General features: G+C 31.8%; 21 protein-coding genes. 15 read left to right on the top strand and 6 right to left on the bottom strand.

Annotated elements, in window-relative coordinates; genetic code table 11:
• The coding region (locus tag B0A57_RS12470; protein ID WP_133062903.1) for a DUF1294 domain-containing protein at window positions 1–118 on the bottom strand (118 nt) is incomplete at its 3' end.
• A gap of 272 nt (window positions 119–390) precedes the next feature.
• On the opposite strand from B0A57_RS12470, the gene B0A57_RS09475 reads away from it, so the two are divergent.
• Window positions 391–2,547: a Tex family protein gene (locus B0A57_RS09475; RefSeq protein WP_011964572.1), complete on the top strand. Its 2,157-nt coding sequence runs from the start codon at window positions 391–393 to the stop codon at window positions 2,545–2,547.
• Window positions 2,548–2,608: 61 nt separating this feature from the next.
• On the opposite strand, the gene B0A57_RS09470 is transcribed toward B0A57_RS09475, so the two are convergent.
• Window positions 2,609–2,785 (bottom strand): twin-arginine translocase TatA/TatE family subunit, encoded by a 177-nt coding sequence (locus B0A57_RS09470; protein WP_011964571.1) that lies wholly within the window; start codon window positions 2,783–2,785, stop codon window positions 2,609–2,611.
• Window positions 2,786–2,939: 154 nt separating this feature from the next.
• On the opposite strand from B0A57_RS09470, the gene B0A57_RS09465 reads away from it, so the two are divergent.
• Genes B0A57_RS09465 through B0A57_RS09425 form a run of 9 tightly spaced genes read left to right on the top strand, consistent with a single transcriptional unit; the run spans window position 2,940 to window position 12,079 of the window.
• Window positions 2,940–3,419, top strand: a complete 480-nt coding sequence (locus B0A57_RS09465; protein ID WP_011964570.1) for a hypothetical protein — start codon at window positions 2,940–2,942, stop codon at window positions 3,417–3,419.
• A 33-nt stretch (window positions 3,420–3,452) separates the two neighbouring features.
• Window positions 3,453–4,943, top strand: coding sequence for a GH3 family domain-containing protein (locus B0A57_RS09460; protein ID WP_034099650.1), 1,491 nt, complete (start codon window positions 3,453–3,455; stop codon window positions 4,941–4,943).
• Window positions 4,943–5,818, top strand: a complete 876-nt coding sequence (locus B0A57_RS09455) for a carboxypeptidase-like regulatory domain-containing protein (protein ID WP_011964568.1) — start codon at window positions 4,943–4,945, stop codon at window positions 5,816–5,818. The genes B0A57_RS09460 and B0A57_RS09455 overlap by 1 nt, the downstream gene beginning before the upstream one ends.
• Before the next feature lie 41 nt (window positions 5,819–5,859).
• Window positions 5,860–7,548 carry a DUF6909 family protein gene (locus tag B0A57_RS09450; protein ID WP_011964567.1) on the top strand — a complete coding sequence of 563 codons (1,689 nt, stop codon included), beginning with the start codon at window positions 5,860–5,862 and terminating at the stop codon, window positions 7,546–7,548.
• Window positions 7,549–7,553: 5 nt separating this feature from the next.
• Complete coding sequence (gene rfbC, locus B0A57_RS09445) at window positions 7,554–8,105, top strand: dTDP-4-dehydrorhamnose 3,5-epimerase (protein ID WP_038467068.1); 552 nt, start codon at window positions 7,554–7,556, stop codon at window positions 8,103–8,105.
• The gene (rfbD, locus tag B0A57_RS09440; RefSeq protein WP_038467065.1) at window positions 8,099–8,953 is read left to right on the top strand and encodes a dTDP-4-dehydrorhamnose reductase; all 855 of its coding nucleotides are present in this window, start codon (window positions 8,099–8,101) and stop codon (window positions 8,951–8,953) included. Before rfbC ends, rfbD begins: the two co-directional genes overlap by 7 nt.
• A 2-nt stretch (window positions 8,954–8,955) precedes the next feature.
• The gene (locus B0A57_RS09435; RefSeq protein ID WP_011964564.1) at window positions 8,956–9,939 is read left to right on the top strand and encodes a UDP-glucuronic acid decarboxylase family protein; all 984 of its coding nucleotides are present in this window, start codon (window positions 8,956–8,958) and stop codon (window positions 9,937–9,939) included.
• Window positions 9,940–9,945: 6 nt separating this feature from the next.
• Window positions 9,946–11,304, top strand: coding sequence for an undecaprenyl-phosphate glucose phosphotransferase (locus tag B0A57_RS09430; protein ID WP_034099643.1), 1,359 nt, complete (start codon window positions 9,946–9,948; stop codon window positions 11,302–11,304).
• 1 nt (window position 11,305) lies between these two features.
• Window positions 11,306–12,079, top strand: coding sequence for a glycosyltransferase family 2 protein (locus B0A57_RS09425; protein ID WP_034099641.1), 774 nt, complete (start codon window positions 11,306–11,308; stop codon window positions 12,077–12,079).
• Here the strand turns inward: B0A57_RS09425 and B0A57_RS09420 are convergent.
• Entirely contained in the window at window positions 12,051–13,385 is a 1,335-nt protein-coding gene (locus B0A57_RS09420; protein ID WP_034099639.1) for a phenylacetate--CoA ligase family protein, read from the bottom strand. The genes B0A57_RS09425 and B0A57_RS09420 overlap by 29 nt on opposite strands.
• 361 nt (window positions 13,386–13,746) lie before the next feature.
• Here B0A57_RS09420 and purD point away from each other — a divergent pair, with 361 nt between their 5' ends.
• Window positions 13,747–15,021 (top strand): phosphoribosylamine--glycine ligase, encoded by a 1,275-nt coding sequence (purD, locus tag B0A57_RS09415; RefSeq protein ID WP_034099637.1) that lies wholly within the window; start codon window positions 13,747–13,749, stop codon window positions 15,019–15,021.
• Here the strand turns inward: purD and B0A57_RS09410 are convergent.
• Window positions 15,013–15,243: a DUF6341 family protein gene (locus B0A57_RS09410; RefSeq protein ID WP_034099635.1), complete on the bottom strand. Its 231-nt coding sequence runs from the start codon at window positions 15,241–15,243 to the stop codon at window positions 15,013–15,015. The genes purD and B0A57_RS09410 overlap by 9 nt on opposite strands.
• Window positions 15,244–15,290: 47 nt before the next feature.
• On the opposite strand from B0A57_RS09410, the gene B0A57_RS09405 reads away from it, so the two are divergent.
• Window positions 15,291–16,223, top strand: coding sequence for a DUF6427 family protein (locus B0A57_RS09405; protein WP_011964559.1), 933 nt, complete (start codon window positions 15,291–15,293; stop codon window positions 16,221–16,223).
• Here B0A57_RS09405 and upp read toward each other — a convergent pair.
• Entirely contained in the window at window positions 16,218–16,871 is a 654-nt protein-coding gene (gene upp, locus B0A57_RS09400; protein ID WP_011964558.1) for a uracil phosphoribosyltransferase, read from the bottom strand. The genes B0A57_RS09405 and upp overlap by 6 nt on opposite strands.
• Before the next feature lie 77 nt (window positions 16,872–16,948).
• Between upp and B0A57_RS09395 the strand changes: the two genes are divergently transcribed.
• Together B0A57_RS09395 and B0A57_RS09390 are read left to right on the top strand one after the other, a co-directional pair.
• Complete coding sequence (locus B0A57_RS09395) at window positions 16,949–17,554, top strand: DUF4254 domain-containing protein (RefSeq protein WP_034099633.1); 606 nt, start codon at window positions 16,949–16,951, stop codon at window positions 17,552–17,554.
• A gap of 93 nt (window positions 17,555–17,647) precedes the next feature.
• Window positions 17,648–18,646 (top strand): glycosyltransferase family 9 protein, encoded by a 999-nt coding sequence (locus B0A57_RS09390; protein ID WP_052079132.1) that lies wholly within the window; start codon window positions 17,648–17,650, stop codon window positions 18,644–18,646.
• Between the two features lie 309 nt (window positions 18,647–18,955).
• Here B0A57_RS09390 and B0A57_RS09385 read toward each other — a convergent pair whose 3' ends face one another.
• Window positions 18,956–20,008 carry a ferredoxin--NADP reductase gene (locus B0A57_RS09385; RefSeq protein ID WP_011964555.1) on the bottom strand — a complete coding sequence of 351 codons (1,053 nt, stop codon included), beginning with the start codon at window positions 20,006–20,008 and terminating at the stop codon, window positions 18,956–18,958.
• A gap of 165 nt (window positions 20,009–20,173) precedes the next feature.
• Between B0A57_RS09385 and porW the strand changes: the two genes are divergently transcribed.
• Window positions 20,174–22,765 carry a type IX secretion system periplasmic lipoprotein PorW/SprE gene (gene porW / locus B0A57_RS09380; protein WP_034099631.1) on the top strand — a complete coding sequence of 864 codons (2,592 nt, stop codon included), beginning with the start codon at window positions 20,174–20,176 and terminating at the stop codon, window positions 22,763–22,765.
• Window positions 22,766–22,768 lie beyond the last annotated feature (3 nt).

Raw genomic sequence — 22,768 nt, 5'->3', positions numbered from 1 at the left:
ATAAAAGTGTTTTTTCGGAAATTCGATATTGATTAGCAATTGCCATTCTTTTATCGTAACCAATTAGGAAAAATCCAATAGTATTGATGATAAAAAAATAAATTAAAATAGCGACCATAATTTTTTAAATAAACACAAAGATATTGTTTTCGCCAGATGACTTTACAAACAAAATAAAAAAAACACCCTTTCAATTTTTAGCATCAAAATTTAAAAATTAGATTTACAAACAAAGCTTTTTCTGTTGTATTTTTAGAAAAAATACAAGTAAATAAGATGAAACATAATTTTATAAAATCTAAAAATTTTTATAAAATCTTAAAAACATATAACGTGTAAATAATGCGATATTTTAAGATAATCTCGCATTATTTACTAAAATAAAAAATAATGACCAACATACAATTTATAGCAAAACAAGTAGCTACCACACCAAAAAATATAGAATCTACTGTAAAATTATTAAATGAAGATTGTACAATTCCTTTTATTTCTCGTTACCGAAAAGACACCACAGGAAATCTCGATGAGGTTTTTATCGAGCAAATTGCCAAGTTAAACAAAGAATATGATCTTATTGTAAAACGAAAAGAAGGTATTTTAAAATCGATAGAAGAGCAAAAAGCACTAACACCAGAATTGAAACAAAAAATCGATAATTCTTTCGATTTACAAGAAATAGAAGATTTTTATTTGCCTTACAAAAAGAAAAAGAAAACCAAGGCCGATGTAGCTCGTGAAAACGGATTAGAACCACTAGCTAAAATCATCATGAATCAGAAAAATGATGCTGTCGATTTCTTAGCAACCCAATATTTGAACAGTAATGTGATTAATGAAGAGGCTGCTTTGCAAGGCGCACGAGATATTATCGCCGAATGGGTTAACGAAAACATCTATGTTCGCAAGCAACTTAGAAGACTTTATGAGCGCAAAGCAACCATTACGACTAAAGTTGTTAAAAAGAAAGAAGAAGAAGAAGCGGCACAAAAATTTAACCAATATTTCGAATGGAGTGAGAATTTAACCAAAGCCGCTTCACACAGATTATTAGCCATGCTTCGGGCAGAAAAGGAAGGATTTGTTAAAATAAAAATAGAAGTAGATCTCGATGAAGCTTATGATTTAATTGATGAAATTATCATCAAAAACACCAACAGTGCTGCCATTTCTCATGTACAATTGGCCATTGAAGACAGTTACAAAAGATTACTCACTCCTGCCATTTCGAACGAAGCTTTACAAGAGGCCAAAGCCAAAGCCGATGCCAATTCTATTCAGGTTTTTGCCAATAATTTAGGGCAACTTTTATTAGCACCACCATTAGGAGAAAAACGAATTCTAGCCATCGATCCCGGATTTCGTTCGGGTTGTAAGATTGTTTGTCTGGACGAAAAAGGCGATTTATTATACAACGAAACCATTTATCCGCACGCCCCACAAAACGAAACTGCGATGGCGATGAAAAAGATAAAATCGATGGTCAATGCTTATAATATAGATGCTATTTCTATAGGAAACGGAACAGCGAGTCGAGAAACCGAATTTTTCATCAAAAAAATTGCTTTCGAAACTCGAGCCGTAGGCGAACAAGGCGAAGCCAAACCCGTTCAAGTATTTATCGTATCTGAGGCAGGTGCCTCGGTATATTCGGCATCAAAAATTGCGAGAGACGAATTTCCTAATTACGACGTTACCGTTCGTGGTTCGGTTTCCATCGGAAGAAGATTATCGGATCCGTTGGCAGAATTAGTAAAAATAGATCCCAAAGCTATTGGTGTAGGGCAATACCAACACGATGTAGACCAAACAAAATTAAAAGAAGAGCTAGATAATACGGTCATTCGATGCGTAAATTCGGTAGGAATAAACATTAATACCGCCAGCAAACATTTGCTGAGTTATGTATCTGGAATAGGGGAGAAATTAGCCGAAAATATTGTGCAATACCGCTCAGAAAACGGACCATTTGAAAACAGAAAACAATTAAAGAAAGTACCTCGTTTGGGGGAAAAAGCCTACCAACAAGGTGTGGCTTTTATTAGAATTCACAATGCCAAAAACCCGTTAGACAATTCGGCAGTGCATCCTGAAGCCTACGCAATTGTAGAAAAAATGGCAAAAGATTTGAAGTTATCTGTACATGATCTAATTGCCAACAAAGAAAAAACGGCTTTAATAAAACCGGAGCATTATATCACGCCCGAAATAGGTTTATTAACCCTAAAAGACATTATAAAAGAACTCGAAAAACCAGGTTTAGACCCGAGAAAATCGGCCAAAGCTTTCGAATTTGACCCTAATGTAAAAACCATAAAAGACCTTCGAACTGGCATGATTTTACCAGGAATTGTAAACAATATTACCAATTTTGGTTGTTTTGTCGATATTGGTACTAAAGAAAGTGGCTTGGTTCACATTTCGCAACTTAAAGCAGGTTTTGTGAGTGATGTAAATGAAGTAGTCAAGTTGCACCAACACGTTACCGTAAAAGTCACTGAGGTTGATGAAGATAGAAAACGAATTCAATTGACGATGATTTTATAAATAAAAATCCCAAACTCATTTATTGAATTTGGGATTTTTATTTAATAACATTAAAAAGGAATTATTCTTTAGTCTCGTCCTTTTTAGAATCTGGAACTTCGTCTCCTTTTGCAGCTTTTTTAAATTCGCTCAAACCACTACCAAGACCTTTCATTAATTCTGGAATTTTTTTACCTCCAAAAAGTAATAAAACAACGGCTAATATCATTAATATCTCTGTAACTCCTAATCTTCCCATGATAGATAAAATTATGCTTGCGCAATTTAAAAATAAAACTTTAAGCAAATATATTAAAGAATTTAATACACCTTTATTTTTTTAACGATTTATTATTACATATAAACTAACGGCACTTTCTAAATTATTATATTTGTTCTAAAGATTATAATTTATGTCAGAAAAAAGATTAAAAAGAAAAGCATTTTTCGATAAAATAAAAACAAAACGAAGACTTATTATTTTGAATGAAGAAACTTTTGAAGAAAAATTTTCTTTCAAACTCAACATTCTTAACGTTTTTATTGTGGCTACGCTGGGCGCTATGTTTCTTATCTCGATAACTAGTTATATCATAGCATTTACCCCTCTTCGAGAATATATTCCAGGATACGCCTCGACCGAATTGAAAAAAGACGCATTAAATTTAGGACTCAAATCAGATTCTTTAGAATTTGCATTGAAGAAAAACGATGCCTACATACAATCTGTAAAAAAAGTCTTAACAGGCGATTTAGAATATGCTAAAGTGAATAAAGATTCTATCATGGCCTCAGAATATGTAGATCCTTCCGAATATAATTTCGAAGCATCGCCAGAAGAACTCGAACTGAGAAAAAAAGTAGAAGCAGAGGCTAAAAAAGCTAAAAAATAAAATAAATTATTCCCAAACAAAGCCTTTTTACAAATGTATATAAAAGCCTTTTTAGCCAAGCAATTCGCAAAAAAAATTCATAAAAAAACACTCAAATGGTCTCAAAATCCTATTGAAACACAAAAAAAAGTTTTTCAATCATTACTTTTTCAATCAAAAGAGACACTTTTTGGGCAAAACCATAACTTTTTCGATATAAAAAACCACACGGATTTTATTAAAAATGTTCCCATTAGGGATTACGAAGCATTAAAACCCTATATTGATCAAGTTGTAAAAGGAGAAAAAGACATTCTTTGGATAGGAAAACCGTTATATTTTGCTAAAACATCAGGAACTACTTCGGGCGCAAAATACATTCCACTTACAAAAGAATCGATGCCTTTTCATATACAAGCGGCAAGAAATGCCATTTTAAGTTATATTCACGAAACTGGAAATGCCAATTTTGTAAACGGTAAAATGATTTTCCTGCAAGGAAGCCCTATTCTTGAAGAAAAAAACGGAATAAAATTAGGAAGATTATCAGGAATCGTAGCACATTTTGTTCCTAAATATTTGCAAAAAAACCGAATGCCATCTTGGGAAACCAATTGTATTGAGGATTGGGAAACCAAAGTAAATGCTGTTGTCGAAGAAACATATCATGAGAACATGACGGTCATTTCGGGTATTCCGTCGTGGGTGCAAATGTATTTCGAAAAACTGCATCAAAAAGCCAAAAAACCAGTAGGAGAATTATTTAAAAACTTCAATTTATTTATTTATGGTGGTGTAAATTATGAACCATATAGAGCAAAATTTGAAAACTTAATTGGACGAAAAGTAGATTCGATCGAGCTTTTTCCTGCCTCCGAAGGATTTTTTGCCTATCAAGATTCTCAGACAGCAAAAGGAATGCTACTGTTATTAAACTCAGGTATTTTTTACGAATTTGTAAAATCTGATGAATTTTTTACCGAAAAACCGAAACGATACACGATTGGTGAAGTCGAATTAGGAGTTAATTATGTTTTAATCATTTCTACAAATGCAGGATTATGGGCTTATAATATTGGTGATACCGTTCAGTTTACATCTTTAAAACCTTATCGTGTCATTGTTTCAGGGCGTATTAAACATTATATTTCGGCTTTTGGCGAACACGTTATTGGCAAAGAAGTAGAAAGTGCTCTGCAAGAAGCCATGCAAAATACATTAGTTCGTGTAAATGAATTTACGGTGGCGCCACAAATTTCTCCAGCAAACGGATTGCCTTATCACGAATGGTTTATCGAGTTTGAAAACGAGCCAGAAAACATCGAAAATTTTGCTTTACAAATTGATCATGCCATGAGAAAACAAAACACTTATTATGATGATTTAATCGTTGGTCATGTGTTGCAAACACTTATAATTACTAAGGTTAATAAAAACGGGTTTCAAGAATATATGAAATCTATCGGGAAATTAGGCGGGCAAAATAAAATTCCAAGACTAAGTAATGATAGAAATATTGTTGACAAACTAATAATTAATAAATAATGCAAAAAACACTTTTACTGTTTTTAGTCAGTTTTTCTATAACCGCTCAAATAAAAGGCGTTGTAAAAGACAGTATTTCAGGAAAACCAATTCCGTATGTAAATATTTGGGTTCAAAACGAAAATATTGGAACAACTTCTGAAGAAAACGGAGAATTTACAATTAGTTCGACCGATAAAAATAAAAACTTAATATTTTCTGCATTGGGTTTCGAAAAAAAAATCATGAGCGCATCAAAATCTATTTTAGTAAATTTGAAACCAATGCTTTATCAGTTAGATGAGGTTATGATTTCCGAAGACAGGTTAGAAACAAAAACACTAGAAATAGGCAATACAGACAATCAAATCTATCAATCGTTTGATAACGGACCAAGAATAGACACTAAATTTTTCCCTTATCGATTAGCCTACAAAAAAACAAAATTCATACAAAAAATTGCTATTGAAACCGATAGCCGAATAGAAGAGGCTACTATAAAAATTCATTTCTATACTGTTGATGAAAAGGGTTATCCTAGCGAGGAAATGCTGCATAAAGATTTTATCGTTTCGGTAAAAAAAGGAACTAAAAAGAGTCTTTTCGATGTGTCAAAATTTAATCTAACCATGCCTAAAAAAGGACTTTTTGTAGGATTCGAAAAATTAATTATTGAAAAAAATAAATTAGAAAAGACTATAATAGATTCGAAAACAAATAAAACACAAATACAAAAAACTTACTTTCCTTTTGTGATGTATAATTTTGTAGAAAGAGCTTTTTTGTACACTTTTTCTGGCGGAAAATGGAACAGACAAACCAAGCATAATGACAGCGATTCGCCAAACAAAATCATGGTGTACGAACCAGCAATAAACCTAATTATTACCAACTAAATATAAAAACCTTATCTTTGCGGGTTATAAAATAAAATTTAATGAAGGAAATTAAAAACATTTCGCGCTCACGAGCGCAAGAATCGTCGGCAGCTATCGAACGATTGTATATTACAATGCGCCATTTATTTAACAGAGGTTTCTATAAACCAATGGGAATTTCTGGAGAAACCTTAAGAGAAGCATTGCTGGCACTAAGACCCGAAATTTATGGGACTATTGCCGAAGAGAAAGTAGAACTAAACGGATTATTATACGTTATAGAACGTCTTCCAGTAGGAATTGAAGAATGTCGTTATATTAATTTAACATCGGACGAAGGCTATTCTAACTCTCATTTTCAAGCCATTGTTCCACCAAAACGAAGAAGAAATTGCTACCGAATTGATGAAGAGCAAATGAACGTAGAAATTACCCGTGGTCGTTCTGATATTTACGATATTCTAACCCATTTAACTTTTATATTCATCGAATCTCACAAAATTAAAGACCGAGTTCTTATTGATGATCTAGGAAAAGTTTCTCGCGATTGGAAAAAGCTAGAACAAGCCGCATTACAAAACAAAAAACTATCCCTAATAGAAAGAGAAAAAGCTATTTCTCACGTAGCCAATATTTTAGGAAGAACATTTGCTGAGGTTTCGGCAATTTATGACGATTTTGGCAATACCACTTCACCAGATCGTTTCTTGCATATTATTTATTGGTTAGGAAAAATTGCGATTGAAGAAGTGGTCGATAATAACAAAAGAACCATTACTTTTAGTCCAATTTTAAGAGAAAGATTAGGACACCACATTCATGGCGAAATTTGGGCAAATGATATAAAAGAAGTTTTACAAAAAAACGACTTATTATCTAGACCAATTCACGTAATTAGTGCCAATATGCACAGTGTGATGAACTCTATTTTTGCGACACATGTGCTAAAAAACAAGTTTAAAGACAAAACAGATTTCGATATTTACGAAGAATTAAGTAAGTCTGGAGCTAACGATCTTCGGGATAAAGTTTCGGCATTTGCTTTACAACACGGGATGATTTCCTTGCCAGATACCTCAGGAACAAATATCGATGTTCAAATTTTTGATACTGCTAAAATAGATTGGACAAAATCGGCTTTCGCCAAAGCAAAAATCGAGAAAGAATCGCCAGTTTTAATCGTCATGGATTACGCTTTTGGGGAACAAGCTTTCGAAACTATCGATGAGTTATTGAAACCTTACAAAATAGGAAAAGAGAAAATTTTTCTAAATGTAGAATCAGTTTCTATCATGGGAAAAGCAGGAATTCTAGAAGGCGGAAAAGGAGATATTATGATTCCTAATGCTCATATAAATGAAGGAACTGCCGATAATTATTCGTTTCATAACGAATTAACAGCAAAAATGTTTGAAGGAAACGACATTCCAGTTTTTGCAGGACCAATGATTACCGTTTTAGGAACATCTTTACAAAACAGAGATTTATTAAAATTCTTTCACGAATCTACATGGGAAGCCATCGGACTAGAAATGGAAGGATCTTATTACCAAAAAGCGATTCAAAGCGCTTCAAAAATAAGAAAAAGCATCAACGAAAACGTAAAAGTTCGTTACGCTTATTACGCTTCAGATAATCCTTTAGAAACAGGAAGTACACTAGCTTCAGGTGGTTTAGGAACAACAGGTGTAAAGCCAACGTATTTAATTACTATCAAAATATTAGAACAAATTTTCAACGTAAAATAATTAAAATGAATTTTATTTCAACTAATTTAGCGGGTTGTTTTGTACTCGAACCAAAAATTTTTCACGATGACCGAGGTTATTTTATGGAAAGCTTTAACGAGAATACTTTCGAAAAAGGAATAGGACAAAAAGTACACTTCATACAAGACAATCAATCGTATTCCTCAAAAGGAGTATTGCGTGGTTTGCATTATCAAACAGGAGCACATGCTCAAGCAAAATTAGTACGAGTATTGCAAGGAGAAGTATTAGATGTTGCAGCAGATATCCGACCACAATCGCCAACCTACGGACAATCATTTTCTATACTATTAAGCGCCGAAAATCAGAAACAATTGTATATTCCCAGAGGATTTGCACACGGATTTTTAGTAACAAGCGAAACAGCCACTTTCTTTTATAAATGTGATAATTTTTATAACAAAGAAAGTGAATGGGGCCTAATTTATAATGACCCAACATTAAATATAGATTGGAATTTTCCTGAAAAAGAGTTGATTATTTCCGAAAAAGATATTATTTTGCCAACACTCGAAAATGCGAAAAAAGTATGGTAATTTTAGTTACAGGTGCCTCAGGACAATTAGGGCAATCTATTCAATATATTGCTTCAAATTATGCTAATTGCGAATTTATTTTTGCTTCATCTACAGCTTTAGACATTACAAATAAAGAAGCTGTTTCTCATTTTTTTAATACAAATAAAATAGATTTTTGTATCAATGCCGCGGCTTACACAGCAGTTGATAAAGCAGAATTAGAAACAGAAAAAGCAGAAGCGATAAATGTTGCTGGACCAAAAAAATTAGCCGTTCTTTGTAAGAAGCATCAAGTAAAGTTAATACATATTTCGACCGATTTTGTTTTCGATGGCGCATCAAACAAACCTTATTTAGAAACAGATATAACCAATCCGTTAGGTATTTATGGCAAAACAAAACTAGACGGAGAGCAAGCAGTCATAAACAATACGGATGAATATTTTATTATTAGAACCTCTTGGGTTTATTCTCAATTTGGTAATAATTTTATGAAAACCATGTTACGATTGGCATCAGAAAGAGACAGTTTAAGCATTGTTTCAGACCAAATAGGATCTCCAACAAATGCCGTCGATTTAGCCAAAGCCATCATGCAAATAATTGCTAAAACCCAACACCCAACAGCCAGCACTGCATACGGAATTTATAATTTTAGTAACGAAGGTATTGCCAGTTGGTACGATTTTGCCGTAGAAATTTTTAGAATAAATAATGTTGTTATTGATGTGAATCCAATTCTATCAGAAGCATTTCCTACACCAGCAAAAAGACCAAAATACAGTCTTTTAGACAAATCGAAAATAAAAAACACTTTCGGAATCGAAATAAAAACTTGGCAAGAATCATTATTGCAAACAATATAAAGATGAAAAGAATACTAATAACAGGGGCGGCAGGTTTTTTAGGATCCCATTTGTGTGATCGTTTTATAAAAGAAGGGTATCATGTCATAGGAATGGATAATTTGATTACGGGTGATCTAAAAAACATAGCACATTTATTCAAATTAGAGCATTTTGAGTTTTACCATCATGATATTTCAAAATTTGTACACGTTGCAGGCGATTTAGATTATATTTTGCATTTTGCATCGCCAGCCAGCCCGATAGATTATCTAAAAATCCCAATTCAAACCCTAAAAGTAGGATCATTAGGAACACACAATTTACTTGGATTAGCAAGGGTTAAAGGTGCAAGAATTTTAATAGCCTCTACATCGGAAGTTTACGGAGATCCATTGGTTCACCCTCAAACGGAAGAATATTTTGGCAATGTAAACACCATAGGACCAAGAGGGGTTTATGATGAAGCCAAACGTTTTCAGGAATCTATTACCATGGCTTACCACCGTTTTCACGGATTAGAAACCAGAATCGTACGTATTTTTAACACCTATGGTCCAAGAATGCGACTCAATGACGGTCGAGTAATTCCAGCATTTATTGGGCAAGCATTGCGTGGGGAAGATTTAACCATTTTTGGAAACGGAATGCAAACACGTTCTTTTTGTTATGTAGATGATCAAGTAGAAGGAATTTTTAGATTGTTACATTCAGATTATGCTTATCCAGTAAATATTGGAAACCCAGACGAAATTACCATCAAAGACTTTGCCGAAGAAATTATAAAGTTAACCGGCACAAACCAGAAGGTTATATACCATGATTTGCCAGAAAATGATCCCTTGCAAAGACAACCTGATACCACAAAAGCCAAAGAATTATTAGGTTGGGAAGCTAAAGTTTCTCGTTCCGAGGGTATGAAAATTACTTACGAATATTTTAAATCATTGCCACAAGCAGCATTATTACAAGAAGAACACAAGGATTTTTCTGGTTATATACGTTAATTAAAAATGACAAAAGGAAGGTATTCAAAATATATACGCCCAATAAGCATCATCATAGATTGTGTTTTGCTTGTTGTTTTAGCTAGTTTCTTCTTGAAAGAATTTGCTATACAATTGTCGTATTTTATGATTTACCAACTAGTTTCTTGGTGTATATTAGCTTATTTTACAAAGTTTTACGAAGTATATCGCTTTACAAAACCTGTAGAAATTATGAGTATGTTATTCAAACAATTGTTCTTGTTTTCGTTGTTTCTCATTGCTTTTTTTTCTATTACGAGAGAAATAATTTTTAGTTTCAGACTCTTGTTCTATTTTATCGGACTTTCGTTTATTGGTATCACTTTTTTCAAAGGATTATTGTTTTATTACTTAAAAAAATACCGAATTGTTCTTGGCGGAAATTATCGAAACGCAATTATTGTAGGTTATACAGATAGTTCTAAAAGCTTACAACAGCTATTTCAAAACCGACCAGATTACGGTTATCGTTTTAAAGGGTTTTTCTCAGATACAATAAATAACGAAAACATAAAAGGAAATGTTTCTACTATTCAAGATTTTGTTTTATATCATAAGATAGATGACATTTATTGTGCTTTAGAAGAACTCTCGAACAATCAACTCAGAGAACTGGTAGAATTTGCAGAATATCATAAGATAACCATCAAATTTATCCCAGAATCGAGCGAGATTTATGCAAAAAATCTAAAAATAGATTATTACGAATTTTTCCCCATATTATCACTTAAAAGAATAGCGCTAAACCAACCATTGCTTAAATTTGTAAAGCGATTGTTCGATATTTTGTTTTCATTATTGGTAATCACTTTTTTACTTTCTTGGTTTATTCCTATTGTAGCAATTTTAATAAAATTAGAATCTAAAGGACCAATATTTTTTAAACAAGGAAGACCAGGTTTATATGAAAAAGAATTTTTTTGTTACAAATTTCGTTCGATGAGAATGAATGATAAAACAGAAGCATCTGTGGTAAAAAACGATTTAAGAATTACAAAAATAGGTGCTTTATTAAGACAAACTAGTTTCGATGAAATGCCACAATTTTTTAATGTCTTTCTTGGCGATATGTCTGTAGTTGGTCCAAGACCACACTTATGGTTGCACAACAACGAATACCAAGCAAAAATTAAACGATACAATTTAAGATTACATATAAAACCAGGAATTACAGGATTGGCGCAAGTAAAAGGCTTTAGAGGCGAAGTAGAAACCGATGAGGAAATGGTAAATAGAATAAAATATGATTTATTTTATATCGAAAATTGGTCGTTATTATTAGATATAAAAATTATCGTCTTAACAGTAATTAATATTTTTAAAGGACAAGAAAAAGCCTATTAAAATGAATGAATTGGTTTCTATAATTACGCCAACGTATAATTCTGAACAGTTTATAGCAGAGGCAATCAAATCGGTTCAAAATCAATCCTATTCTCATTGGGAAATAATTATTGTGGATGATTGTTCTAAAGACAAAACAGTCAATATAATCCAAAATTTTATAGACGAAGACCACAGAATTTATTTAATACAACTCGATAAAAACTCAGGGGCTGGTGTGGCTAGAAACAACGCCATAAACAACGCCAAAGGACGTTATATTGCTTTTTTAGACTCTGATGATTTGTGGAAACCAGACAAATTATCTAAACAAATTAAGTTCATGCAAAGGCATAATATTCCTTTTACTTTTTCTTTTTATGACTGCATTAATGAAAAAGGAGATTTACTCAACAAACGCATCGAAGCACCAAAAAAATTAAGTTATTATCAGTTATTTTTTTGCAATTTTGTAGGAAATCTAACAGGAATTTACGACTCTAATTATTTCGGAAAAATGGCTATTTCTTCTATCCGAAAAAGACAAGATTGGATTGTTTGGCTTACTATTTTAAAAAAAATAAAAACAGCAAAACCAGTTCCAGAAAGTTTGGCTTTGTACAGAATTAGGGAAAATTCTATTTCAGCTTCTAAAGTGTCTTTATTAAAGGATAATTATGCTATTTACAGAAAATTTCACCATTTAAACATTATTGTTTCTTTAGCATGTATGCTTGGTTTTTTGTTTACGCAATTGCTTGTTAAACCTAAATTTGTGAAGATAATAAAGACCTAAATTGTTTTAATTTGCCACGATTGGTTCTTTCTAGAGATAATTTTCGTGTAAAAGTAAAAGTCAAATTAGGTTCCAAATACAAAGCAATGGCAGCCTCGATATTTTCAATTTGGTAGTCTGTTAATTTTTTTTCGCTTACATATTCTACTTCAAAAGTATCAATTTTGGTTTGTTTAATCACAAATTCTTTTACATTTCCGTCATCTTCAATAATACTTTTGGTTACGTAATAAAACGTGAGTCCAGGCGATTTTTTTCCGCTAGGAAGAATAGCAATATCGTTAGTTCGTCCAATTAGTTTCTTTAGGATTGGTTTTTTTAAGGTACTTTTTTGGTCTAGAATACCAATATCGCCAATATCATATCTAATAAAAGGATGGGCTTTATTGAAGAGAGAAGTAATTACCACACGACCTTCTTTTCCGTAAGGTAATGCGTTGTTATTCTCGTCTAAGATTTCTACAAATAAGGTTTCGGCATTTACCTGCCATTCGTCATTAGGGTTTTGAAAAGCTATTAAATCTAATTCTGAAGCACCGTATTCATTAATGATTTTAACTCCAAATTGTTTCTCCATCAATACTTTATCTTCTGGAAATAACATTTCGGAAGTAACAACACAACATTTTAAAGTAGGACAAACCGTTGTTAAAACGATGCCTTTTTTTTGAAGAAATTTGGCAAATAAAACGATAGAAGAAGTATAGCCGTTAATGTAATCGAATTTTTTTTTTCGAAATTTGAATAATATTTTTTCTAAAATTTCATCAGATAAATCGAAAATGGTAAATCGATAACTGTTCTTCAAAAAATCTTTTAAACGTTCTTTTTTGTTTCCTATAATATCTAATGGTATCCCATAAAAACGTGCTTGGCAGGAGGTATTAAAATCTATAGCGTACCATTTAAATCTGTAAATATTAGAGGCCCAAGTTAAGGCGTGAGAGTATTTATCTTTAGCAAAAATAAAAGGATTTCCGCTAGACCCCGATGTTTTATTAATATATATCGATTTTAGAGTATATCCTTTAGATATTCGTTCTGCCAGCGGTTTCTGAAAATCTTTTTTAGTCATTATAGGAAGTTCATTCCAGACCCAAATTTTGGGATTAAAACATGTTTTTTTAACGAAATCCTGATACGATTTATTATTTTTGAGATGAAAATTAACTATTTCTTGTTTTTTATTTTCGATAAATTGTTGATGCTCTTCTTCAGAAAAGGATACAATTTTATTTAATTCTGCTTTGGCTTTCTGCATAGGAAAACCATTTATGATTAGGGTTAAATCGAATAATCGAAACATTAGAAACTAATTTTTATCAAAAATAATAAAATTAACTTCAGTTGTATTTAATTTTGGTTTAATTCTATCTGATTGTCATATTTTACCTTCCCCATTGCTATGCTAGTTCGTACTCTTAGGCTAGAGTGCAGTGATAATTCTTTTAAGATTTTTTTCCCTCAAAAAGATTATTCACAAGTTTAATTTTTAGATAATTTAAGGAGTTCGTTTGTAAGAAAAATTCCGATCCTCTTACTAATGCCCAAATAATAATAAGTTCAAAATTCTATTTATTTTATAATAAAGCATTTATTTTTTTTAAATCGCTTTTAAAGAAAGGTAAAAGAGCCTATTTTTGCACCACAAACTAACAACACAAACAATGACAATTTTACTACTTGGATCTGGCGGAAGAGAACATGCACTGGCTTGGAAAATGTTACAATCTGACAAATGTTCGAAACTTTTTGTAGCTCCAGGAAACGCTGGAACGCAACAAATTGCAACAAATGTAGATATAAATATTTTAGATTTCGAAGCTATCAAAGCTTTTGTAATTCAGGAAAAAGTAACCATGGTTGTTGTGGGTCCAGAAGATCCTTTAGTTTTAGGGATTTATGATTTTTTTAAAAATGATTCAAGTTTAAAAGACATTCCAGTAATTGGTCCGTCAAAAAAAGGAGCACAATTAGAAGGAAGTAAAGAGTTTGCTAAAGAATTTTTAGTAAAACACAATATTCCTACGGCTGCTTATGATAGTTTTACTGCCGAAACAGTTGAAAAAGGTTGTCTGTTTTTAGAAACATTACAAGCACCGTATGTATTAAAAGCAGACGGATTAGCTGCGGGAAAAGGCGTTTTAATCATTCATGATTTAGCACAAGCAAAAGAAGAATTGCGAAACATGTTGGTGCATGCCAAGTTTGGAGAGGCAAGTGCAAAAGTGGTTATCGAAGAGTTTCTTGACGGAATAGAACTAAGTTGTTTTGTACTAACCGACGGAAAAAATTACAAAATTCTTCCAACGGCAAAGGATTACAAACGAATTGGCGAAGGCGATACGGGTTTAAATACTGGTGGGATGGGAGCTGTTTCTCCAGTGCCATTTGCAGATGCCATTTTGTTAGAAAAAATAGAAACTCGTATTGTAAAACCTACTATTGCGGGTTTACAAAAAGACGAAATAGAATATAAAGGATTTGTTTTTATAGGATTAATAAACGTAAAAGGAGAACCAATTGTTATCGAATATAATGTAAGAATGGGCGATCCAGAAACAGAAGTCGTAATCCCGAGATTAAAATCGGATTTGGTTGCACTTTTTGAAGCAGTTGGAAACGGCAAGTTAGATCAAGTTTCATTAGAAATAGATAAAAGAAGCGCTACAACAATTATGGTTGTTTCTGGCGGATATCCAGAAGATTATGAGAAGGGAAAAGTGATTTCTGGATTAGAAAACATAGAAGACTCTATAGTTTTTCATGCAGGAACAAAGACAGAAAACGGAGCAGTACTAAGCAACGGCGGAAGAGTTCTGGCGGTAACTTCGTTTGGAGATGATTTTCAGGAAGCCATAAAAAAATCTTATCAAAACATAGACAAGCTACATTTTGATAAGATTTATTTTAGAAAAGATATTGGTTTCGACTTACTTTAAAAATGAGTGAGCCGTAGTATCTTGGTTTTCTTCGTTGTTCTCTTTGTGAGATTTTAATTGTTTTATCCAATACCAAATGTAATACGAACAGATAATTATAAATGCCCACGAAATAAGATTAGCCAACCACCAGTTACTAAGCTCTAAAGAGCGCAAAACTTCGTGTGATGCTAAAAGAATATTGTCAAACAACCATTGTATTCCTTCAAAAAATGATTTCATCTTTATTATGTATTATATTTACAATCACAAAAGTATAAAATTTACTCATGATAACAAGCGTTTTTAGTAAATCTAGACCAATAAATTATATTTTAATAACCACCTTGTTGGTTTTATGTTTTTTATTGTTCCAATTTCAATCTAATTTCAATACCATTTCGACACTAGAAATAGCAAAAAAAATCATCTTGTTATTGTTGTTGGTTGGTTCTTTATATATCACAAACTTTATTACAAAAAAGAACGGATTGAGTAAAGACAATAGTTATACGTTCCTCTTATTTTTTGTTTTTCTGATTTTGTTTCCAAAAACCCTATCTAATGCAGCATTAATTATCTCAAATTTATTTGTTTTATTGGCATTGCGAAGGCTCATATCTATGCAATCTCTAATTACACCAAAAGAAAAAATATTTGATGCTTCTTTTTGGATTTTTACCGCAAGTTTGTTTAATTTTTGGTGTATTTTGTTTATAATATTGGTCTTTATATCAATTATTTTTCACGTTTCTAGAGATTACAGAAACTGGACAATTCCGTTTATAGCATTTTTTAGCGTTTTGGTAATTTCGGTTTTTAGTGCTTTAATTTACGATCCAACTCTCATTACAACTTATTTATCCCAAATTGTACTAGATTTTGATTTAAAATATATAGAAACAATTTTTCAGAACATTGCATTGTTTATCTATATTACAACAGCTTTGGTTGCTTTTGTAAGTATGCTTTTTATACTCCCCAGCAAATTATCTAACCTGCAACCATCATATCGAAAAATGATTTTTGCATTTATAATTGGATTAATTATTTTCTTTATTTCGCCTAAAAAAGACAATAGTTTTTTAATTTATACTTTTGTTCCTGTGTCTATTATGCTAACAAATTACTTAGAAACAATAAATAAATATTGGATAAAAGAATCTATTTTAGCAATAATCTTAACCGCTAGTATTATAACTTTTGTGCTTCAGTTGTTATAACTTATTTCCATAAGCTAAATCTCCAGCGTCACCAAGACCAGGAATAATATAGTTTTTCTCGTTTAATTTTTCGTCTAATGCAGCGACCCAAAGATGACAATTTTTAGGAAGATTTTCTTCAAGAAACTGAATTCCTTCTGGAGCAGCAATAACCACCGCAATATGAATTTCGTTAGGTGTTTCTTCGGTCATTAATTTATTAAAAACCGCCACAATAGACTGTCCTGTTGCTAACATAGGATCTATTAGTATTAAATTTTTCCCTTCAAAAGAGGGTGCCGCTTGGTATTCGACCAAAATATCGAAAGCATCATCGTGGTTATAATGATGTCTGTAAGCAGATACAAATCCGTTTTCGGCATCATCAAAAAAATTCATAAAACCAGTATGCAAAGCCAATCCGGCACGCAAAATAGAACATAATACTACATTTTGGGCAATGGTTGTTGTGGTTTTAATTCCAAGAGGCGTTTGCACATTAATATCCTTATAAGACAAGGTTTTGCTTAATTCATAAGCCATTATTTCGCCAATTCGTTCTATGTTTTTACGAAATCGCATACTGTCTTTTTGAATATTTACATCACGAATTTGTGCCAAAAAATGATTAAGAATACTGTTTTCTTCAGAAATATAATGAATCTGCATTTTGTGAAAATTAACTGTTAATTTAGTTTGATAAAGGTATAAAAAGTATATTTGTATTCAATAAATTAATAAAAATTATGTTTTCACAATTTGCCTTTCCTATTTTTGAACAATGCATTAATGATTATCATATTCATGACACTGTTAATCAGCCTATAAATAACCCTTTTGAAAAAGATCAAATAGAACATTTATTGTATGCCAAAAATTGGGTAGATACTGTGCAATGGCATTATGAAGACATTATTCGTGATCCAAATATAGACCCAGTTGAAGCTTTAGTTCTTAAACGAAAAATAGATGCTTCTAATCAGGTTCGTACCGATATGGTTGAATATATTGACAGTTATTTTCTGCAAAAATATACTACTGTAAAGGTAAAACCATCGGCAAAAATTAACTCCGAAAGTCCAGCTTGGGCATTTGATAGATTATCTATTTTGGCACTTAAAATTTACCACATGAACGAAGAAGCAACTCGCAAAGAAGCTTCAGCAGAACATAGAATAAAATGCCAAGAAAAACTAAACATTTTGTTAGAACAAAAAAAAGATTTAACCACCGCAATAGATGATTTACTAACAGATATTGAAGCTGGCGATAAATATATGAAAGTGTACAAACAAATGAAAATGTACAACGATGATGAATTGAATCCTGTTTTGTATCAAAACAAGAAATAAACCACTAATTTCTCCTTTGTCGAAATCACAAAGTTAATATCATTTCTTTTGTCAAAATTAATCAAACATATTTTAGTAATTCGGCTCTCAGCAATGGGCGACGCTGCTATGACAGTTCCAGTTCTAAGGGCTTTTATTTTGCAATATCCAGATGTAAAAATTACCGTAGTTTCCAAGCCCTTTTTTAAGCCTTTTTTTGACACAATTCCTAATGTTAATTTTTTTGGTATTGATATAAATGGTAGGCACAAAGGATTTTTAGGACTTATAAAATTATTTTTAGATTTAAGAAAATTAAATATAGATGCTGTTGCCGATTTGCATAATGTAATTCGCTCTAAAGCAATTAGAAAATTATTTCTTTTATTTGGAAAAAAAGTAGCCGCCTCAAACAAAGGAAGAGCCGATAAAAAAGCATTAACAAGAGTTAAAAATAAATTTTTTAAACCACTAAAAACAATGTTTATCTTGCATTGTGATACATTTGCTAAATTAGGTTTTGATATTAATTTGAATAATCCAAATTTTCCAAACAAAGCTGTTTTATCCCCAAAAATAATTTCTATTACAGGAAATAAAAACCAACAATGGGTAGGAATTGCACCTTTTGCACAATATGAAAGCAAGGTTTACCCACAAGATTTGATGCAGCAAACGATAAACGATTTGTCTAAAAATAACGATTACAAAATCCTACTTTTTGGTGGCGGTAAAAAAGAAATTGAAGCTTTAGATTTACTTGCTAAAAGAAACAAAAACGTAATAAACATTGCAGGGAGAATAACCTTTCAGGAGGAATTAAACCTAATATCAAATCTAGATATCATGCTTTCTATGGATTCTGGCAACGCGCATATAGCAGCAATGTTGGGTGTAAAAGTAATTACACTTTGGGGAGCAACGCATCCTTTTGCTGGTTTCTCACCATTTAATCAGCCTTTAGAAAATGCACTGGTGTCAGATAGAGAGAAATATCCGTCATTACCCACATCTGTTTACGGAAACAAAGACCTTGCTGGTTACCAAGATGCAATGAGAACTATTTTGCCAGAAACAATTGTAAAAAAGCTCAAAGAGTCCTTATCAGAATAAGATTCTCTTTACTCGTACTTAGTAATTTTTTTGTAACAACCTAAAAACGGCTTTTTATATACTACCAAAATTGCTTTGGAAATATATAAAAATCCGTTATATTTGTAACTATCTAGTATCTATGTTTTTAAACGAGTAATGTTTTGTATAAATATGCAGCCTCTAGAACCCTCATGAGTAGGACTATTCCTTTTGTATGTTATAATTTCTAACAATTGCTCTACAATTATCTTAATTTAGCAAGTTTCTTTGCTTTTAATATTTCGGGTGTTTTTTTAGCAACAACATTGATATTAAAAAAGGCTTCAGCTATACATCGTCAAAATCTACAAAAATCTCGCTCGATGTTGGGTGTGCTTGGCAAGTAAGAATTAACCCTGCGGCAATTTCTTTTTCGGTAAGTATAACATTTTTTTTCATCTCGGCCGTACCTTTTGTTACACGAGCCAAGCAACTACTACAAACTCCGCCTTGGCAAGAATATGGAGCATCTATTCCTTGTTTTAGCGCAGCTTCAAGTAAGGTTTGTTTGGGCGACATTTCAAATGTAGCTTGGTCACCATCTACTAAAATAGTAATCGTGGTATGTTCATTTTTTGTGGTATCTATCTTTTTTTCTTTGGTAGAAGCAGAAAACAATTCGAATTTAATATCTTTTTCAGGAATACTTTTCTCTTTTAGCACATCAGAAACGGTATTTATCATTTCTTCTGGACCACAAAGGTAAAATTTAGAAAAGTTTGTACCAAGATGTTTGTTGTTCATTACAAAATTAACTACCGACTTGTCTATTCTTCCAAAAACAGAATCATCGGATTTAGATTGGCTATATACAAAGTGAACAAAAAAGCGACCTAAATATTTTTGTTGAAATTTAATTAATTGATCATGAAAAATAGTTTCCTGCTCGGATTTATTTCCAAAAACAAGTACAAATGTACTTTTAGGTTCTTGTAATAAAACCGATTGTAAGATAGACATAACAGGTGTAATTCCGCTACCAGCCACAAAAGCAAGATAGTTTTTTTGTTTGTCTAAATTGGGTTCGAACGTAAATTTTCCTTCAGGAGTTCCTACTTCGATAATACTTCCTGCTTTTAGTTCGTTATTGGCAAATTCCGAAAAAAGTCCGTTTTTTATTGCCTTAACCGCAATGCGAAGTTCACCACTACTTGGTGATGAGCAGATAGAATAAGCACGACGAATTTCTTGCCCATCTAGCGTTAGTTTTAAATTTACATATTGTCCAGCATCAAACTTATAAAAATCTTTAAATTCGATAGGAACATTAAAAAGTATAGAAACGGCTTGAGGGGTTTCTTTTTTTATTTCTTGTATAGATAGTTTGTAAAATGTAGACATATTCGGTTCTTTTCAGCAAAATTAAGAAACCCGACCGACATATTATTGTAACTTACAAAAAATTAAAAAAATACTTTATTTTCGGAATTTAAAAAAGAAATGTATTTTTACCAGTCATTATACTAAATTTAACTTTTATAAGTTAATGTTTAAAAACCTTTTACATTGAAAACAAACAGTTTAAAACATATTTCTTTATCACTTTTATTCGTTTTAGCCGTAGCTTGTTCTACAAAGAAAAACACTTTTGTAAGCAGAAATTGGCACGCTATAAATTCAGAATATAACGTTTTGTATAACGGTGGCGTAGCTTTGCAGTTGGGTATTAATGATTTGAAGACAGGATACAAAGATAATTTTTGGGAAATCTTGCCAGTAGAAAGAATGCAAATTTTAGAAGAAGCAATCTTGCCAGGGCAGAAGGCAAAAAATCAAAATTTTGAGCGTGCCGAAACCAAAGCGACTATAGCAATCCAGAAACATTCGATGAATATTGAGGGTAAGGAAAAAAACATGCAAATGGACGAAGCGCATCTTCTTTTAGGGAAATCACGCTATTATGACCAACGATTTATTCCCGCATTAGAAGCTTTCAATTATATTTTGTACAAATATTCTAATTCAGATAAAATATATGAAGCAAAAATTTGGAGAGAAAAAACAAATATTAGATTAGAAAACGATGCTTTAGCAGTTAAAAATTTAAAAAGATTACTAAAAAATTATAAAATAAAACCACAAATTTTTGCCGATGCAAATGCAATTTTGTCGCAAGCGTATCTCAATTTAGAGCAAAAAGACAGCGCCATTGCACCACTAAAAAAAGCATTGGTTTCGACTAAGCTAAAAGAAGAAAAAGCCCGTTATCATTTTATTTTAGGACAACTATATCAGTCATTAGAATACAAAGACAGTGCATACGCAGCGTTTGAGGAAGTTATCAAAATGAAGCGAAAATCACCCAAACAGTATGTGATGCAAGCATACGCAAAACAATCTGAATTAGTAGATCAAACACAAGACACGGTTTTATTTTTAAAAAAATATGCTAAACTGTTTAAAGATAGAGAAAATCGCCCGCATCATGATATTTTAAATTATCAAATGGCTTCTTTTTATGATAAGCTGAACAAAAAAGAACAAGCCATTAAATATTATAATAAATCATTAAGATCGAAATCAGACGATAGCTATTTGCAAGCAACAACCCATAAAAATCTAGCCACAATTTACTTCGATAAGGCTAAATATATCATGGCGGGGCAATATTACGACAGTACCTTGACTAGATTAGTTCAGAAAAATCGCGAGTATTTTAGCATTGTAAAAAAACGAGAAAACCTTGTAGATGTTATTAATTACGAAGGGATTGTACAGCATAATGATAGTATTTTAAACATAGTTGCGTTGTCTAAATATGATCAAAAAAGCTATTTTGAGGATTATATTTTAAAAATAAAAGCCAAAGAAGAGGCTAAAAAACTACTTGAAGCCAAGCAAAAAAAGACAAACCAAGATACAGGAATTCAGGATATAGATATGGTTAAGGTTAAACCAAAAAACATATCGAGCGATCCTTCTTTCCTGCCACCTGGAGCTGGTTTTGGGGTCTCAACTGACAATAGTTTTTATTTTTACAATCCCATTACAGTAAATTATGGCAAAGTAGCTTTCCTAAAAAAATGGAAAAAAAGACCATTGACCGACAATTGGAGATGGATCACAGAATTATCAGACATAAAAAACACAGACCAAGTAATTGCCAATACAGTAATTGCCAAAACCGAAGAGGTGCCAGAAAATTTCCAAGCCGATTTTTATTTAAAACAACTTCCAACATCACAAAAAACATTAGACAGTTTGGCAAGAGAACGAAACTTTGCAAACTATCAATTAGGCGTTATTTATAAAGAAAAGTTTAAAGAATACAAATTATCAGCGTCTAAATTTGAATTTTTATTAAAGTCGAATCCAGAAGAAAGATTAGTATTACCAGCAATGTATAATTTGTACAAAACATATGAAATTATAAATAAAGAGAAGTCTGAAATTATAAAAAATAAAATAATTACAAATTATCCGAACACAAGGTATGCACAAATTTTAAACGGAACGATAGTAGAAGAAAATGCCATCGTACAAACACCAGCAGCTGTATATAAAACAATTTATAATCAGTTTAACAACCAAGAATACGTTGCTGTTTTAGAAACGATAGAAAAAAGTTTGGCACAATTTGCTGGCGATGATTTAATACCAAAATTCGAATTGCTAAAGTCTAGCGTAATAGGAAAACTAAAAGGAGTAGATGAATATAAAAAATCTTTAAACTTTGTATCTTTAAACTTTCCAAACACAAAAGAAGGAAAACAAGCCGAAGAGATTCTTCAAAACAACATTCCTGTTCTAGAAAAGATGACTTTTGTAAACGATACATTATCTAAAAACTGGAAAATTTTATACAAAGCAGCCACTAAAGAGGACAATGAGACTAAAACATTAATCGAAAAAATAAACAAATACATTAAAGAGAAGCAATATGATACTTTTTCTGTTTCTTATGATGTGTATACCGAAACCGAAAATTTTGTAGTTATACACGGAATAAAATCGAAAGAATATTCAGATTATCTTATAAATATACTAAAAGACACTAAAGACTATAAGATTGTAACGCCAGCTAAAGTAATTTCTAGCGAAAACTATTCAGTCATTCAAGTTAAGAAAAACTACAACCAATTACTCGAATTAAAATAAAAG

Origin of the sequence: Flavobacterium psychrophilum DSM 3660 = ATCC 49418 (assembly GCF_002217405.1) — a bacterium.
GTDB lineage: Bacteria > Bacteroidota > Bacteroidia > Flavobacteriales > Flavobacteriaceae > Flavobacterium > Flavobacterium psychrophilum.
This window is presented reverse-complemented; position numbering and strand designations above follow the sequence as displayed.